This is a genomic window from Pseudomonas sp. GW821-FHT01E05, assembly GCF_059422425.1.
Window position 1 is genome coordinate 200,265 of record NZ_JBWKWW010000004.1, and the last position, 16,370, is coordinate 216,634.

A 16,370-nucleotide genomic window follows, 5' to 3' on the forward strand; every position below is an offset into this window, starting at 1 on the left:
CGTTTATTCACGCAAATCCGACTCATGAATCGGCTGATCGCGGTGAGTCGCCCGTTGGTATTGCGCCGGCCAGATGGCTTTGTGTCCGCCCAGGTCGTCATCGGCATGCAGCGGCCAGTAAGGATCGCGTAGCAGCTCCCGAGCCAGCAGGATGATGTCAGCCTGACAGGTACGCAGAATGTGCTCGGCCTGAGCGGGCTCGGTGATCAAACCGACAGTCCCGGTGGCGATACCCGATTCCTTGCGCACACGCTCGGCAAAGCGCGTCTGGTAACCCGGCCCGGTTGGAATCTCCGCGTTGGCCGCGGTGCCGCCCGAGGACACATCAATCAGGTCTACACCCAAGGCTTTCAGACGTCGCGCCAGCTCCACGGTTTCATCCGGGTTCCAGCCATCTTCGACCCAATCGGTGGCCGACACCCGCACAAACAGTGGTAACTCTTCAGGCCAGACCGTGCGCACCGCTTCGGTCACTTGCAGCACCAGACGAATGCGGTTTTCGAAAGAGCCACCGTATTGATCGCTTCGCTGGTTGCTCAAGGGCGATAGAAACTGGTGCAGCAGGTAACCGTGTGCAGCATGCACTTCGACTACTTTGAATCCGGCGACCAAGGCGCGTTTGGCGGCATCGACGAAGGCCTGGATGACGTCGGCGATCTGTCCTTCATTCAGTTGTATCGGTGCGCTGTGTTCGGGGTCAAAGGCAATCGGCGATGGGCCGACCGGAGTCCAGCCGCCGTCGGCCGGTTTCACGCTGCCATGCTTGCCCAGCCATGGCCGATGGGTGCTGGCCTTGCGCCCGGCGTGAGCCAGCTGGATACCGGCGACAGCGCCCTGGGCGGTGATAAAACGAGTGATGCGTTGCAAGGGTTCGATCTGATCATCGTTCCACAGACCAAGGTCTTGAGCGGTGATACGCCCGTTGGCAGTCACCGCCGTGGCCTCGGTAAAGACCAGACCGGCACCGCCCACGGCACGACTGCCGAGATGAACAAGATGCCAGTCATTGGCCAGCCCATCGACGCAGGAGTATTGGCACATTGGCGAGACCGCGATGCGGTTGAGCAGCGTCAATTGACGAAGGGTATAGGGTTCAAGCAGCAGACTCATGGGGCACCTCTCAATCAGTGGTCAGGCTCCAGGGTTCTGTTTGAAAAGTCGACGAGTGACAAGAAGGATGCAGCACCCGCCCCCGCGGGCAAAAAATGAGAAGACGTCACAAGGCACAATCAGACAGTGTTTAGAGCCTAGTCGACAACCGAGAATGAGGGAGGGTTCAGAAAACTAAAGAACCCGATTTGGGAGATTTGATCGTTCCCACGCTCCGCGTGGGAATGCCTCAATGGACGCTCTGCGTCCGCCTCTGTGACGCGGAGCGTCACGGGCTGCATTCCCACGCCGGAGCGTGGGAACGATCTGCGATCTGACTACCGCGGTTCGATGTGGGCAATCATCAACTGCACGGTTTCCTGCCCGCGGAACTCGTTGAGGTCAAGCTTGTAGGCCAGCTCGACCCAACGAATGGTCGGGTTCGGCCAGATCTCGCGATCGATGCCAAATGCAATACCATCGAGTTTCAGCGAGCCGCATTCACTTTTGAGCACCACTTTGAGATGCCGCTCACCGACGATGCGCTGCTCGACCAACTGAAACACGCCATGGAACAACGGTTCAGGAAAGTGCTGGCCCCAAGGACCGGCGTGGCGCAAGGCGCGGGCGAGTTCCAGATGGAACTCCTCGACTGCCAGCGTACCGTCAGACAGCAGCCGCCCGGTCAAATCGTCCTCACGCAGTTGCCGACGAACCTCGGTGTCGAACGCCTCGGCAAACGCCGGGAAGTTCTGCTCCGGCAGCGACAGCCCCGCCGCCATGGCGTGGCCACCGAACTTGCTGATCAACTCAGGATGTTTCGCCGCCACTGCATCCAATGCGTCGCGGATATGAAACCCCGGCACCGAACGCGCCGAGCCTTTGAGCATGCCTTCACCCGCATCGGCAAAGGCGATGGTCGGGCGGTGGTAGCGCTCTTTCATACGCGAAGCGAGGATACCGATGACGCCTTGGTGCCAATCGGCTTCGAACAGACACAAGCCGAACGGCATCGACTCCAGCGGCAAGTCCTTGAGTTGAGCCAGGGCTTCGCGCTGCATGCCTTGCTCGATGGATTTGCGATCCTGGTTCAGCTCATCGAGCTGGGTCGCCATTTCCCGCGCTGAAGCGTTGTCTTCGCTGAGCAGGCATTCGATGCCCAGACTCATGTCATCCAGCCGCCCTGCCGCGTTCAGACGCGGGCCGATAATGAACCCAAGGTCGGTGGACGTAATTCGCGAATGGTCGCGCTTGGCGACTTCAAGGATTGCCTTGAGTCCCGGCCGTGCACGCCCGGCGCGAATCCGCTCAAGCCCTTGATGCACCAGAATGCGGTTGTTGGCGTCCAGCGGCACCACGTCGGCCACACTGCCCAGCGCCACCAGATCCAGCAACTCACCGATGTTCGGCTGCGGTCTATTCTCGTACCAACCCAGGCTGCGTAGACGAGCGCGCAGTGCCATCAATACGTAAAAAATCACCCCGACGCCGGCCAGCGCTTTGCTCGGGAACTCGCAACCCGGTTGATTCGGATTGACGATGGCGTCCGCGGCAGGCAACTCGTGCCCCGGCAAGTGGTGATCGGTGACCAACACGGTCAGCCCCGCCGCTTTCGCCGCCGCCACGCCTTCGACGCTGGAGATACCGTTGTCCACGGTAATCAGCAATTGTGGTTCGCGCTGCAAGGCCACCGCGACAATTTCCGGGGTCAGTCCGTAGCCGTATTCGAAGCGATTGGGCACCAGATAATCGACGTGGGCGGCGCCCAGCAGGCGCAATCCGAGCATGCCGACCGTGCTGGCGGTCGCGCCATCAGCATCGAAGTCACCGACGATGAGGATGCGCTGGCGCTGCTCCAGTGCCACCACCAGCAAATCCACCGCCACCTCAATGCCCTTGAGCTGCTGATAGGGAATCAAACGCGCCAGGCTCTTGTCCAGTTCAGCCTCGGACTGCACACCACGCGCCGCGTAGAGGCGGGTCAGCAGCGGCGGCAGGTCACCGAGAAACGGCAGGGTAGCGGGCAGCAGGCGGGGTTCGATACGCATGGGGCGAGGGGTGCTTCTCTTCAAGAAAAGGGATGAAACAGAATGATGCAGACGAGCGGCGAAGAATCAGCCGCGCTCGCCCGTCAGCCACTGCAGCTGGACTTCGTGCTGGCCGCGATCATCGGTCACGAAAATCGTGCCTTCGCTGATCATCACGTCCCACTTGATAGCGCGCGGCATGTCCTTGGCCAGCACTTCCAGAATCTCTTGCGGCACGGCGGCGATGTTGACGTTTTTCAGGTTTTTCACGGCTGGGACCACTTTGGTTTCCCAGACACGCAGGCTGCCATAGGCCAGCAAACTGGTGCGTTCAGTACGACGCGAGCACCAGGTCAGGCGATCGGCATCCGGCTGGCCGACTTCGATCCAGTGCAGGACACGGTCATCCAGACTTTTTTCCCACAAGGCAGGTTCGTCTACTTCTGACAGACCACGGCCAAAGGACAGCTGCTCGTTGTACCAGAAGGCATAGGCCAACAGGCGCACGGTCATCCGCTCTTCAGTCTCCGAAGGATGACGGGCGATGGTCTGTTTGACGCTTTCATACACCCCACGATCGAGGTCAGTAAGGTTCAGTTCAAATTTGTAGGTCGTGGACGGCTGGGCCATGAACGCGCTTCTTGATACGAGGAAAGGCGGCAAGTCTAACCGATGCGAAGGCTAATCAACGACTCCCGCGACTCATCATCCTTTAGCCAGATGGCCGGGCTATGTTAAAACGCTCTCTCCGCTCAGCCGTTTGCCCTACAGGATTTCCCATGCCGCTCACCGCCAAACCTCTTGCCGGGGTAAAAGTCATCGAACTCGGCACCTTGATCGCCGGCCCTTTCGCCTCACGCATCTGCGGCGAATTCGGCGCCGACGTGATCAAGGTCGAATCCCCGGATGGCGGTGACCCGTTGCGCAAATGGCGCAAGCTCTATGAAGGCACATCGCTGTGGTGGTTCGTCCAGGCGCGCAACAAGAAATCCCTGACTTTGAACCTGAAACACCCGGACGGTCTGGCGATTCTCAAACAGTTGCTCAGTGAAGCGGACATCCTGATCGAAAATTTCCGCCCAGGCGTGCTGGAAAAACTCGGCCTCGGCTGGGAGGTTTTGCACGCATTGAACCCGAAACTGGTGATGGTGCGCCTGTCCGGCTTCGGTCAGACCGGGCCGATGAAGGATCAGCCCGGCTTCGGTGCGGTCGGCGAGTCCATGGGCGGCCTGCGCTACATCACCGGCTTCGAGGACCGGCCACCCGTGCGCACCGGCATTTCCATCGGTGATTCGATCGCCGCGCTCTGGGGCGTGATTGGCGGGCTCATGGCGCTACGTCACCGCGAGGTTAATGGTGGTCAGGGGCAAGTGGTGGACGTTGCGCTGTATGAGGCGATCTTCGCCATGATGGAAAGCATGGTCCCGGAGTTCGACGTCTTCGGGTTTATCCGTGAGCGCACCGGCAACATCATGCCTGGCATCACGCCCTCCTCCATCCACACCAGCGCCGACGGGAAACATGTGCAAATCGGCGCTAACGGCGATGCGATCTTCAAACGTTTCATGCAGGCGATCGGTCGCGAGGATCTGGCTGACGATCCGGCCCTGAGCAGCAACGATGGTCGCGACAGCCGCCGCGATGAAATATACGGCGTGATTGATCGCTGGGTCAGCTCACTGCCGCTGGACGCGGTGATCGAGCGATTGAACCTGGCCGAAGTACCGGCCAGCCGGATTTTCAGCGCCGAAGACATGTTCAGTGATCCGCAGTTTCTGGCCCGGGAAATGTTCCTGCAGGCCAAGCTACCCGATGGCAAGGCCTTCAAGATGCCGGGGATAGTGCCAAAACTTTCGGACACACCGGGCACATCCGAATGGGTCGGGCCAGCGCTCGGTGAACATAACGTGCAAGTGCTGAACGACCTTGGCTACGACGCCGTGCAGATCAACCGGCTACGTGAAGTCGGGGCTATCTAAGCTGAAACCACTGTCTTTGGCTCGCCGGAGGCCGACGCTGGCAAGCAGCGCAATGCTTCGTCGCGCCTGGTGGCGAACGCTTCGCATGCTGGGGATTTTGCCGATGCTGGTGTGGCTATTGGCCGCACCAAGGGCGGCTCAAGCCAAGGAGACGCTGATCTGGCTGCTGCGCGACCTGCCACCGTTGACGATTCTCGAAGCACCAGAAAAAGGTCAAGGCGCCATCGATCGGCTGATGCCGCTGTTGATCGCCAGCATGCCGCAATACCAGCACAACATCATGCGGGTCAACCGCGCGCGCGGCATGCAAATGCTCCATGAACCCTCATTTACCTGCGATCCTTCATTGCTCTGGAGCAAAGAGCGCACGCAGTGGATCGAGTTTTCGATTCCCGCCTTGAGGATCCTGAGTAACGGTCTGGCAGTGCGCCATCAAGACCGCGCCACCCTGGAGCCGTTCATCGTCGGCGGCAAGGTCGATCTGACGGCACTTCTGGCCAGCAGCCAGAAGCTCGGAGTGGTTGCCGAACGCAGCTATGGCCAACGGATCGATGCTCAACTGCAACACGCTCCGGTCGACACATTGGCTGCGCACTATGGCAATGACGCGCTGGGTAGCTTGTTGCAAATGCAGCGCCTGGGACGCTTGACCGCGTTATTGGGCTACTGGCCGGAAATCCGGTACCAGGCACAACGGCAAGGCATATCGCCCGCTGAGCTGGAGTTCTACCCGATCAAGGATACGGAAAAGTACCAGTCGATCCATGTCGGTTGCTCGAATACGGCAGAGGGCCGTCAGGCCATTGCCAGCATCAACAAAGCCTTGCGCGACCTGCGTCAGAACACACTGATCGATTTTTATACCGCTTGGCTTGATCCAGAGATGCGCCGCGATTACCTGGAGGACGCCAGGGCATTTTTTCAGCGCCCTCAAGAGCAATGACAAACGCCAGGCAAAAGAAACCCCGAGAAGTGGGGAAACGACTCGGGGTTAAACGTGGCCTACAAAGACCCGTACAACAAGCTGCAAGCACCGGAGCACAATGCTTGGTCCCGTTGTACAAAGTCTGACTTACCAGACGGTATTAAGGTTCAAAAATAAATAGAATCAATTTCTGCTGGCAAAAGCCTTGTCCTGCGCGGCATTACGCAAAGCAGCGATGACGCTGGGCTCAAGACGCCCCTCGGCAATCAGCACGTCACGGTGCAGGCCGTCGACTACGTCTGTCAGCAAACGTTTATCGGTCAACTGAGCCTGATTGAACGCCCGCTCGACCACGATGGACCCGGCCGCATTCTTCAACGTCACCAGGCATTCGCCACCGGCACCCGAGGGGCCCAGTGCGACCTGATACGGGCTCAAAGCCTCACCCAGCAATAGGCTGATACTTTCCATCTCGATCACCACTCAATAGTTCGAAAACAAAGTGCCTAAGGACCTGTCCACTGCAAACGACCACCAGCCCGAGAAGAAAGCCCTTCACGTCAACGAAGAGCGAACCTCGTCAACCTGAGTACATGGAGCATGCATGGAAAAGATGACAGAGAAAAAACAGCCACGTCGAATCGTCAACCTTCCGGTGATTCTGCTGGCGCACCAACAAAAAGCCCGTCATAAGACGGGCTTCAATATGTGACAGGTCTAGCGAATCAAAGTGGCTTGCCGCGGTTGCCATGTTGACTGACAAAGGCCTGCACGGCTTTCAAGTCATTTGCCAAAACGGTGCAGCGTTCATCCCGTTCAAACAAATCAGAAAGATGAGAGGGCAGTTCAAGCGCTTTTCCTACACCAGCTTTCTCCACGGCTTCAGGGAACTTGACCGGGTGAGCCGTCCCCAGAATCACCATCGGTATATCCAGGCTGCGGCGGCACTCACGCGCGGCCTTGACGCCGATGGCGGTATGCGGATCCAGCAACTCGCCACATTGTGCGAAGACTTCGGCAATGGTTTCGCAGGTTTGCTCATCGTCGACCGCCAGCGAATCGAACAGCTTGCGTGTTTCAGTCCAGCGATCCTCGTCGACGCTGAAACCGCCACCCTGCTTGAAGGTCTCCATCAGGCCGGCCAGCGCCGCACCATTGCGACCGTGCATATCGAACAACAGACGTTCGAAGTTCGAGGAGACCATGATGTCCATCGACGGCGACAGGGTCGCGTGCAGGGTTTCCTTGACGTACTGATTGCCGCTCATGAAGCGGTGCAGGATGTCGTTGCGGTTGGTAGCGACAATCAATTGATTGATCGGCAGACCCATGTTACGCGCCAGGTAGCCAGCGAAGATATCGCCGAAGTTGCCGGTTGGCACCGAGAACGATACCGAACGGGCCGGGCCGCCCAGCTGCAGGGCTGCATGGAAGTAGTAAACGATCTGGGCCATGATCCGCGCCCAGTTGATCGAGTTCACCGCCACCAGGCGAGTGCCCTTGAGGAAGCTCTGGTCGGCGAAGCTGGCCTTGACCATTTCCTGGCAATCGTCGAAGTTACCTTCAACGGCGATGTTGTGAATGTTCTCGCCGAAGATGGTCGTCATCTGCCGACGCTGAACTTCAGAAACGCGGTTGTGCGGATGCAGAATGAAGATGTCGACGTTGTCGCAACGACGGCACCCTTCGATGGCGGCAGAACCGGTATCACCCGAGGTGGCACCGAGGATCACCACGCGCTCGCCACGCTTCTCCAGCACGTAATCGAGCAAGCGACCGAGCAGTTGCAGAGCAAAATCCTTGAACGCCAGCGTCGGGCCGTGGAACAGCTCGAGCACCCATTCGTTACCGTTGAGCTGACGCAACGGCGCAACAGCGCCGTGGGAGAAGGCACCGTAGGTTTCTTCAAGGATGTTCTTGAAGTCCACATCCGGAATGCTACCGCTGACAAACGGGCGCATCACCCGGAATGCCAGCTCGTGGTACGGCAGGCCTGCCCAGGAGGCAATTTCTTCCTGAGTGAAGCGTGGCAGGTTTTCTGGCACGTACAGGCCGCCATCGCTGGCCAGACCGGTCAGCAGGACATCTTCGAAATTCAGGGCCGGTGCCTGGCCGCGGGTACTGATATAACGCATGACTGGCTCCTCTAAAAAGTGTTCTCAAACGAGGGCTTGGCAAACAGCCCTCGGAACAATAACGGCTTAGTTCAAGTGCTCGACCCGGATCCGCACGACAGGACCGACCACATCCTGCAACGCTTCCAGAGCGGTGATCGCATCGTTCATGTGCTGCTCCAGCACACGGTGGGTCAGCAGGATCATTGGTACCAGACCGTCGTGCTCTTCAACTTCTTTTTGCATGATCGATTCGATGTTGATGCCACGCTCCGACAGGATGCTCGCAACCTGGGCCAGCACGCCCGGGTGGTCCTTGGCCTGGATACGCAGGTAGTAGGCACTTTCGCAGGCTTCGATGGGCAGGATCGGATGGGCCGACAGCGAGTCCGGCTGGAAGGCCAGGTGCGGTACGCGGTTTTCCGGGTCCGAGGTCATGGCGCGAACCACGTCCACCAGATCCGCGATCACCGACGAAGCCGTTGGCTCCATGCCAGCACCGGCACCATAGAACAGCGTTGAACCCGCAGCGTCGCCGTTGACCATGACGGCGTTCATCACGCCATTGACGTTGGCGATCAGACGATCAGCCGGGATCAGCGTCGGGTGTACGCGCAGCTCGATGCCGCTTGGCGTGCTGCGTGCCACACCCAGGTGCTTGATGCGATAGCCCAGCGCTTCGGCGTAGTTCACGTCAGCAGTGGTCAGCCTGGTGATGCCTTCTGTGTAGGCCTTGTCGAATTGCAGCGGGATACCGAAGGCGATGGACGCCAGAATCGTCAGCTTGTGCGCCGCATCGATACCTTCAACGTCGAAGGTCGGATCAGCTTCCGCGTAGCCCAGGGCCTGCGCCTCGACCAGCACGTCTTCGAAGGTCCGGCCTTTTTCACGCATTTCGGTGAGGATGAAGTTACCGGTGCCGTTGATGATCCCCGCGACCCAGTTGATGCGGTTCGCCGACAGGCCTTCACGGATCGCCTTGATTACCGGGATGCCACCGGCCACGGCAGCTTCGAAGGCGACGATTACGCCCTTCTCACGAGCCTTGGCGAAGATTTCATTGCCGTGAACGGCAATCAGTGCCTTGTTCGCGGTGACCACGTGCTTGCCGTTCTCGATGGCCTTGAGTACCAGCTCACGGGCCACGGTATAACCACCAATCAGCTCGATGACAATATCGATTTCAGGGTTGGTCGCGACAGCGAAGACATCGTTGGTAATGGGGGTACCGGTAATCTCACACTGAGGGTTAGGCGTACGCATGGCAATTTGAGCCACTTCGATTCCACGCCCGGCACGGCGGGCAATCTCCTCGGCGTTACGCTGAAGTACGTTGAAGGTGCCGCCACCGACGGTACCTAACCCACAGATGCCTACTTTGACCGGATTCACTCTGAACTCCCCATAAAACGGCCGACTCAAGGTCGGCCGTGGAAAACAGCCGCAAGCACGCGGCGCTCTATTTAACGGAACGACGACTGCTGTCGCCGAACCATGATCGTCAAAGGCTTACCGTGACGACGCAGGATTATTTCGCGCCCAACGCCAGTTTGGCGACTTGTGGCGCAGGCTGATAGCCCGGTATCACTTGGCCGTCGGCCAAAACGATGGCCGGTGTACCGTTCACACCGATAGACTGACCGAGAGCGAACTGCCTGGAAACCGGGTTGTCGCACTTGGCAGCCTTGATTTCCTTGCCATCGACCATACTGTCCATGGCCGCTTTCTTGTCTTTCGAGCACCAGACCGCTTGCAGCTGCTCGTCACCCGGCGAGCCCAGGCCCTGACGCGGGAAAGCAACATAGCGCACTTCGATGCCCATTTTGTTCAGCTCAGGCACTTCGGCGTGCAGCTTGTGGCAGTACGGGCACGTGGTGTCGGTGAATACAGTAATGTGCGTTTTGGTTTCGCCGATGGCCGGATAAACCACAGTTTCTGCGACGGGGATGCCGTTGATCAACCTGGAAATGCCCAAACGTTCGGCTTTTTCAGTCAGGTTTACCGGTTTGCCATCCTTGAGCTGGAACAGATAACCCTGCATGACGAACTGGCCATCAGCACTGGCGTACAGCACACGGCTGCCCTTGAGTTTGATTTCGTACAGACCGGCCAACGGGCTGGCAGTGATGGTCTCGACGGGCACTTCGAGATGCAGGCTTTCGAGGCTCTTGCGAATCGCTTGCTCGGCGGCGTCATCGGCCACAGCAAAGGTGCTGACCAACGCAATGGCTGCAGCGGCAATAATCTGGGTCACACGCATGGGAACTCCTGAAGGCGGACAAATGGAACGGGTACAACGCCGGTACTGAAACATCGGGTTTTAGCCGCCCACTGTGCAAACCGACAAAGCCTACCACAGTTGGCCTGCGGGGCCGACTGCCGCTCAGACAACACATCAAAATCGCCCCTTGCAGGAGCAGCCGGTCGACGCTCGATTGCTCGCGATTAACGCAAGGACGACGCGCTCACTCAGACAACACGCGTTATCGTTCGCGACCATCGCGAGCAAGCTCGCGCCTACACAGAGCCGGCAATCATCCTCGAGGGTGGTGTTTGGCGTGCAGGTCTTGCAACCGGGCTCGCGCCACATGAGTGTAGATCTGCGTGGTCGACAGGTCGCTGTGACCGAGCAGCATCTGCACCACCCGCAGATCGGCGCCATGGTTGAGCAAGTGGGTGGCAAAGGCATGGCGCAAGGTGTGGGGGGACAGGGATTTTCCGATCCCGGCGACTTTTGCCTGGTGCTTGATCCGGTGCCAGAACGTTTGCCGGGTCATCTGTTCACCTCTCAGGCTGGGGAACAACACGTCGCTAGGTCGCCCGCCCAGCAGCTCGCCACGAGCGTCGCGCATGTAGCGCTCGACCCAGACAATCGCCTCCTCGCCCATCGGCACCAGCCGCTCCTTGCTGCCTTTGCCCATCACCCGCAGCACGCCCTGGCGCAGATTGACTTGCTCCAGGGTCAGGCTGATCAGCTCGGTCACGCGCAAACCACAGGCATACAGCACTTCGAGCATGGCGCGATCACGCTGACCGATAGCCTCACTCAGGTCCGGTGCCGTCAGCAGCGCCTCAACGTCCGCTTCTGACAGGGATTTGGGCAATGGCCTGCCCAGCTGCGGCATATCAATTTGCAACGTCGGGTCGACCGCAATCAATTTTTCCCGCAGCAGGTAACGATAAAAACCACGTACACCCGAGAGAAAACGCGCTGTGGAACGTGGTTTATAGGCCTGCTCCAGACGCCAGGCCAGATGATCGAGAATCAGCTCGCGACCGGCGTTGACCAGCTCCAGGCTTTGCTCGCGCAGCCAGCCGTTGAACAGTGCCAAGTCACTGCGATAGGCGTCACGGGTATTTTCGGCAAGACCCTTTTCCAACCATAGGGCATCGAGAAACTGGTCTATCAGGGGATGATCGATGGCAGGCATGAGCACTCAGGATTCGCAAGCTCAAGGCCGCGTATAAATAAATAGCGAACAGTGGTGATGATCACTAGTCTTTCATAGCACGCCATTTCAAGGAACAGGGCAACAGCGAGTCCACAGTTTTAGCCGATCTCCAGTGGGATCGGGGGCAAAAAACAGGCAACAAAAAAGCAGCCCGCAGGCTGCTTTTTTCGCATCGGAGAAGCTGGACTTAAACCAGTTTTTCCTTGATGCGAGCTGCTTTACCGGACAGGTCGCGCAGGTAGTACAGCTTGGCTTTACGTACGTCACCGCGACGTTTAACGGCCATGCTGTCGATTTGCGGGCTGTAGGTCTGGAAAGTACGCTCTACGCCAACACCGTTGGAGATTTTACGAACAGTGAAAGCACTGTTCACACCACGGTTACGCTTGGCGATTACAACGCCTTCGAACGCTTGCAGACGCGAACGGTCGCCTTCCTTCACTTTCACCTGAACGACAATGGTGTCGCCCGGGGCAAAGGTAGGGATCTCTTTGGTCATCTGCTCTGCTTCGAGTGCAAGGATGATTTTGTTAGTCATGCTGTGCTCCTAAGGTAAATCGTCGGATCTACCATCGATACGTTGTTAACTATCGTCCCGCTCGCGGATGTATTCCTCGAGCAGCTTCTTCTCTTCTCCAGAAAGCGAGCGGCTTTCCAGAAGATCGGCGCGTCGTTCAAAGGTCCTGCCAAGGGACTGCTGTAAACGCCATCGCCGGATATGTGCGTGGTTGCCACTTAGCAACACGTCGGGAACACGCTGATCCACATACACCTCCGGTCGGGTGTAATGCGGGCAATCCAGCAAACCATCCGTAAAGGAATCTTCCTCGGCGGAGTCCGCATGCCCTAAAGCTCCGGGCAGCAGTCGTGTAACCGCATCTATCAGGACCATCGCCGGCAGCTCGCCACCGGAAAGTACATAGTCGCCAATCGACCACTCTTCATCGACATGAGCTTCAATAAACCGCTCGTCAATGCCTTCATAGCGGCCGGCAATCAGGATTAATGCTTCCTCATTCGCCAACTCGCGTACCGCCGACTGAGTCAATCGACGGCCTTGGGGCGACAGGTAAATTACCTTCGCCGCCTCCCCGGCTGCCTGCCTGGCCTGAACCAGAGCATCTTCCAGGGGCTTGATCTTCATCACCATGCCCGGACCACCGCCAAATGGGCGATCATCCACAGTGTGATGTCGATCCGTTGTGTAGTCTCGCGGATTCCAACAGGTCAGCTGCAAGAGCCCCTGTTTCACCGCGCGGCTGGTAATGCCGTAGTCGCTGATGGCGGAAAACATCTCGGGAAACAAACTGATCACTTCTACGCGCAAATTAGCCACGTTTAGAAGTCCGCATCCCATTCCACCTTCATCTCGCCCGCTGCCAGGTCGACGGCCAACACGCATTGCCCGGTATACGGCAACAGGCGTTCGCGATCATCCAGGCTGCCAGCGCAAGGCTTGACCACCATTACATCATTGGCGCCGGTTTCCAGAAGATGATCGATTTTCCCGAACAATTGCCCGTGAGTGTCGATAACCTTCAGACCTTCCAGCTGGTACCAGTAGTACTCGCCGTCGGTCAGTTCAGGGAACAGGTTGCGCGGCACGCAGATCTCGTAACCGGCCAGAAGACGAGCTTCTTCACGATCATCAAGATCCTTGAGCTTTGCGACCAGGAACTTGTCGTTCCCGCGTCCGCTGACCAGCTCAACCTGTTTCACATTGCCTTCGCGCCGCAGCGTCCAGGTTTTGTAGTCCAACAGGTTTTTAATCGGATCAGTAAAGGAATACACCTTCACTTCGCCGCGAACGCCGTGAACAGAATAAATCTTGCCGATAACGATCAAATCATCAGCGATTGCTGGCGTCGCGTTCATATTGCTCAGGCCGCAGCCTTAGCAGCATCCTTGAGCAACTGAGCAACACGCTCAGAAGGTTGTGCACCAACGCTCAGCCAGTAGGCTACGCGCTCTTGGTTCACGGACAGGCGGACTTCTTGACCACGAGCGATCGGGTTGAAGAAACCAACTTGTTCTTTGTGCGAACCGTCGCGTGGGTTGCGGCTGTCGGTCACGGTCAAGTGGTAAAACGGGCGCTTTTTGGAGCCGCCAAGGGCAAGACGGATTGTTAGCATGTGAACATCGTTCCTGTAGTCGGTGCTGCAAATCTAAATGCACAGCGGGCATAGGTGCCCGAAAGGCCGCATATTCTAAGGAATATCCGGACTTTTGCAAATGTCTTTTTCCGGCGCCTATCGGCATGCCATCAAGATTTGCTATAGAGCCGTCGCGAACGACGGCGGGTCAGCTCCCGCCAAGTGCGGGTTTGCTGGAGATCCCACGTCCGTGTGGGGTAGCGCCGACATAACTGCCGGCGCGAAAACTTTACATTTTCGGCATGCCGCCGCCGGGCAACATTCCGCCCATGCCGCGCATCATTTTCGCCATTCCGCCTTTGGCGGAGAATTTTTTCATCATCTTCTGCATCTGCTTGTGCTGCTTGATCAAGCGACCGATGTCCTGCACCTGCGTACCGGAACCCATGGCGATCCGACGTTTGCGCGAACCACTGATCAGCTCAGGGTCACGGCGCTCGGCCGGGGTCATGGAGTTGATGATGGCTTCCATTTGCTTGAACTGTTTCTCTGCTGCGCCCTGGGCATTGCCCATTTGCGCCAGATTCACACCACCGATATTTGGCAGTTTGTCCATGAGACCGCCGAGGCCGCCCATGTTCTTCATCTGTTGCAGTTGATCGCGGAAGTCTTCGAGATCGAAACCTTTACCTTTCTTGAGCTTTTTCGCCAGTTTTTCGGCTTTGTCTTTATCAAGGGTCTGCTCGGCCTGCTCGATAAGGCTGAGCACGTCGCCCATGCCGAGGATCCGCGAAGCGATCCGCTCAGGGTGGAACGGATCGAGCGCATCGCTCTTCTCGCCCATACCGATGAACTTGATCGGCTTGCCGGTAATCGCACGCACAGACAGCGCAGCACCGCCACGGGCGTCACCGTCGACCTTGGTCAGAATCACACCGGTCAGCGGCAGCGCATCACCAAAGGCCTTGGCGGTGTTGGCGGCGTCCTGACCGGTCATGGCGTCGACCACGAACAGTGTTTCTACAGGTTTGATCGCCGCATGCAGGGCCTGTATCTCGCCCATCATCTCGGCGTCGATGTGCAGACGACCGGCGGTATCGACGATCACCACATCGATGAATTTGAGTCGGGCTTCTTTAATAGCCGCCTCAGCGATCGCCACCGGCTTCTGGCTGAGATCAGACGGGAAGAAGGTTACGCCGACTTCACCGGCGAGCATTTCCAGCTGTTTGATCGCCGCCGGACGGTAGACGTCCGCCGAAACCACCATGACGCTCTTCTTTTTGCGCTCTTTAAGGAAGCGCGCAAGTTTACCGGCGGTGGTGGTTTTACCGGCACCTTGCAGACCGGCCATCAGCACTACGGCCGGCGGCACAGCACTCAGGTTCAGGTCTTCGTTGGCGGCGCCCATCAGGCTTTCGAGTTCGGCCTGAACGATCTTCACGAAGGCCTGGCCCGGCGTCAGACTGCGCGACACCTCTGTGCCGACAGCGCGCTCCTTGACCGCATGGACGAAGTCTTTGACCACCGGCAAGGCGACGTCGGCTTCGAGCAACGCCATGCGCACTTCACGCAGGGTGTCTTTGATATTGTCTTCGGACAGCTTGGCCTTGCCGGTGACATGGCGCAGCGTCTGCGAGAGACGGTCGGTTAGGTTTTCAAACATGCGCGATCCTTTCAGGCCCTATTGTAGACCGAGGTAATGGCGGCCCAGCCCGTGAAAAACGAACGCTCGGCGAGCCTGCGGCGTGGGCAGGTCGCGGATTATAGCGAAGACTGGGCCCGGCGCACACCTCGCCGTCTGGTTGCGTGGTCTTTCGTGATATGTGGGTTCTATGCCAAACTCAGTTCCTTTCGGGCTTGCCTAACAGGATTTATGCTCCCCTTGTCACCCAGCTTGCTAACCACCCTCGCCGCCGCCTGCCTATACGCCGCTGCGACTATCTATCAAGGCACCCGGCTGGCCAACGGCGCCAAGGCAAACAAACGCCTGCTGGTCACGCTCGGCATCCTCGCGGTGCTGGCTCACAGCGCCAGCCTCTTCACCCATCTGATGACCCCGGGCGGCCTGGGCCTGGACTTCTTCAGCGCCGCCAGCCTGATCGCCGCAGCGGTAATTGCCCTGACCCTGCTGGCTTGCTCGCGGATCCCGGTGGAAAACCTTCTTTTATTACTATTCCCGTTAGGAATGGCGACGGTGTTACTGGCGCAGTTCGCACCTTCGGGCACCGTGCAGGTAATCGATGAAGAGCCAGGAATCCTTGCACATATTCTGTTGTCGATCCTGGCCTATGGCATGTTCACCATCGCGGTGTTCCAGGCCTTGCTGCTGCTGGTGCAGGATCATCAGCTCAAGCACAAACACCCCTCCGGCCTGATCAAGAATTTCCCGCCACTGCAAACCATGGAAAGCTTTCTGTTCAGTTTCCTCTGGGCTGGCTGGACGCTGCTGTCGCTGTCGCTGATCTCCGGATGGCTGTTTGTCGAGAACCTGTTCGCCCAACACCTGGTGCACAAGACCCTGCTGGCGTGCCTGGCCTGGATCGTCTTCAGTGTGCTGCTGTGGGGCCGTAACCGCCTCGGCTGGCGCGGACACAAGGCCATTCGCTGGACCCTTGCCGGTTTCTGCCTGCTGATGCTGGCGTACTTCGGCAGCAAGCTGGTCCGTGAATACATCCTGCATATCTGACG

At 58.3% G+C, this 16,370-nt stretch carries 16 protein-coding genes; 3 read left to right on the top strand and 13 right to left on the bottom strand.

Going from position 1 to position 16,370, the window contains the following annotated elements; all coding sequences use genetic code 11:
• Positions 1–3 precede the first annotated feature (3 nt).
• From AC07W5_RS10175 to AC07W5_RS10185, 3 genes are all read right to left on the bottom strand, one after another.
• On the bottom strand, positions 4–1,110 hold the full coding sequence (locus tag AC07W5_RS10175) for an NADH:flavin oxidoreductase/NADH oxidase (RefSeq protein WP_495023284.1): 1,107 nt from the start codon (positions 1,108–1,110) through the stop codon (positions 4–6).
• Positions 1,111–1,427: 317 nt separating this feature from the next.
• Complete coding sequence (recJ, locus tag AC07W5_RS10180) at positions 1,428–3,137, bottom strand: single-stranded-DNA-specific exonuclease RecJ (protein ID WP_495023285.1); 1,710 nt, start codon at positions 3,135–3,137, stop codon at positions 1,428–1,430.
• A 66-nt stretch (positions 3,138–3,203) separates the two neighbouring features.
• A complete protein-coding gene (locus AC07W5_RS10185; RefSeq protein ID WP_494992515.1) occupies positions 3,204–3,746 on the bottom strand; it encodes a YaeQ family protein in 543 nt (180 codons plus the stop codon).
• Positions 3,747–3,895: 149 nt separating this feature from the next.
• Here AC07W5_RS10185 and AC07W5_RS10190 point away from each other — a divergent pair, with 149 nt between their 5' ends.
• Complete coding sequence (locus tag AC07W5_RS10190; protein WP_495023286.1) at positions 3,896–5,095, top strand: CaiB/BaiF CoA transferase family protein; 1,200 nt, start codon at positions 3,896–3,898, stop codon at positions 5,093–5,095.
• Positions 5,076–6,038 (top strand): TIGR02285 family protein, encoded by a 963-nt coding sequence (locus AC07W5_RS10195; protein ID WP_494992513.1) that lies wholly within the window; start codon positions 5,076–5,078, stop codon positions 6,036–6,038. The genes AC07W5_RS10190 and AC07W5_RS10195 overlap by 20 nt, the downstream gene beginning before the upstream one ends.
• 165 nt (positions 6,039–6,203) lie before the next feature.
• Here AC07W5_RS10195 and AC07W5_RS10200 read toward each other — a convergent pair whose 3' ends face one another.
• The 10 genes from AC07W5_RS10200 to ffh form a co-directional block, all read right to left on the bottom strand.
• On the bottom strand, positions 6,204–6,491 hold the full coding sequence (locus AC07W5_RS10200; RefSeq protein ID WP_495010295.1) for a DUF3509 domain-containing protein: 288 nt from the start codon (positions 6,489–6,491) through the stop codon (positions 6,204–6,206).
• A gap of 254 nt (positions 6,492–6,745) precedes the next feature.
• Entirely contained in the window at positions 6,746–8,155 is a 1,410-nt protein-coding gene (gene thrC / locus AC07W5_RS10205) for a threonine synthase (protein WP_495023287.1), read from the bottom strand.
• 66 nt (positions 8,156–8,221) lie between these two features.
• Complete coding sequence (locus tag AC07W5_RS10210) at positions 8,222–9,526, bottom strand: homoserine dehydrogenase (RefSeq protein ID WP_494992510.1); 1,305 nt, start codon at positions 9,524–9,526, stop codon at positions 8,222–8,224.
• Positions 9,527–9,662: 136 nt separating this feature from the next.
• Positions 9,663–10,394 (bottom strand): thioredoxin fold domain-containing protein, encoded by a 732-nt coding sequence (locus AC07W5_RS10215; RefSeq protein ID WP_495010294.1) that lies wholly within the window; start codon positions 10,392–10,394, stop codon positions 9,663–9,665.
• Positions 10,395–10,668: 274 nt separating this feature from the next.
• The gene (gene xerD, locus AC07W5_RS10220) at positions 10,669–11,565 is read right to left on the bottom strand and encodes a site-specific tyrosine recombinase XerD (protein ID WP_494992508.1); all 897 of its coding nucleotides are present in this window, start codon (positions 11,563–11,565) and stop codon (positions 10,669–10,671) included.
• A 208-nt stretch (positions 11,566–11,773) separates the two neighbouring features.
• Positions 11,774–12,124 carry a 50S ribosomal protein L19 gene (rplS, locus tag AC07W5_RS10225; protein ID WP_054593850.1) on the bottom strand — a complete coding sequence of 117 codons (351 nt, stop codon included), beginning with the start codon at positions 12,122–12,124 and terminating at the stop codon, positions 11,774–11,776.
• Between the two features lie 45 nt (positions 12,125–12,169).
• Positions 12,170–12,943, bottom strand: coding sequence for a tRNA (guanosine(37)-N1)-methyltransferase TrmD (gene trmD / locus AC07W5_RS10230; protein ID WP_495023288.1), 774 nt, complete (start codon positions 12,941–12,943; stop codon positions 12,170–12,172).
• On the bottom strand, positions 12,925–13,461 hold the full coding sequence (gene rimM, locus AC07W5_RS10235) for a ribosome maturation factor RimM (RefSeq protein ID WP_494992506.1): 537 nt from the start codon (positions 13,459–13,461) through the stop codon (positions 12,925–12,927). The genes trmD and rimM overlap by 19 nt, the downstream gene beginning before the upstream one ends.
• Before the next feature lie 5 nt (positions 13,462–13,466).
• Positions 13,467–13,718 carry a 30S ribosomal protein S16 gene (rpsP, locus tag AC07W5_RS10240; RefSeq protein ID WP_262114813.1) on the bottom strand — a complete coding sequence of 84 codons (252 nt, stop codon included), beginning with the start codon at positions 13,716–13,718 and terminating at the stop codon, positions 13,467–13,469.
• A 250-nt stretch (positions 13,719–13,968) separates the two neighbouring features.
• Positions 13,969–15,345, bottom strand: coding sequence for a signal recognition particle protein (ffh, locus tag AC07W5_RS10245; RefSeq protein WP_494992505.1), 1,377 nt, complete (start codon positions 15,343–15,345; stop codon positions 13,969–13,971).
• Positions 15,346–15,555: 210 nt separating this feature from the next.
• On the opposite strand from ffh, the gene AC07W5_RS10250 reads away from it, so the two are divergent.
• Positions 15,556–16,368, top strand: a complete 813-nt coding sequence (locus AC07W5_RS10250; RefSeq protein WP_494992504.1) for a cytochrome C assembly family protein — start codon at positions 15,556–15,558, stop codon at positions 16,366–16,368.
• The last annotated feature ends 2 nt before the right edge of the window (positions 16,369–16,370 follow it).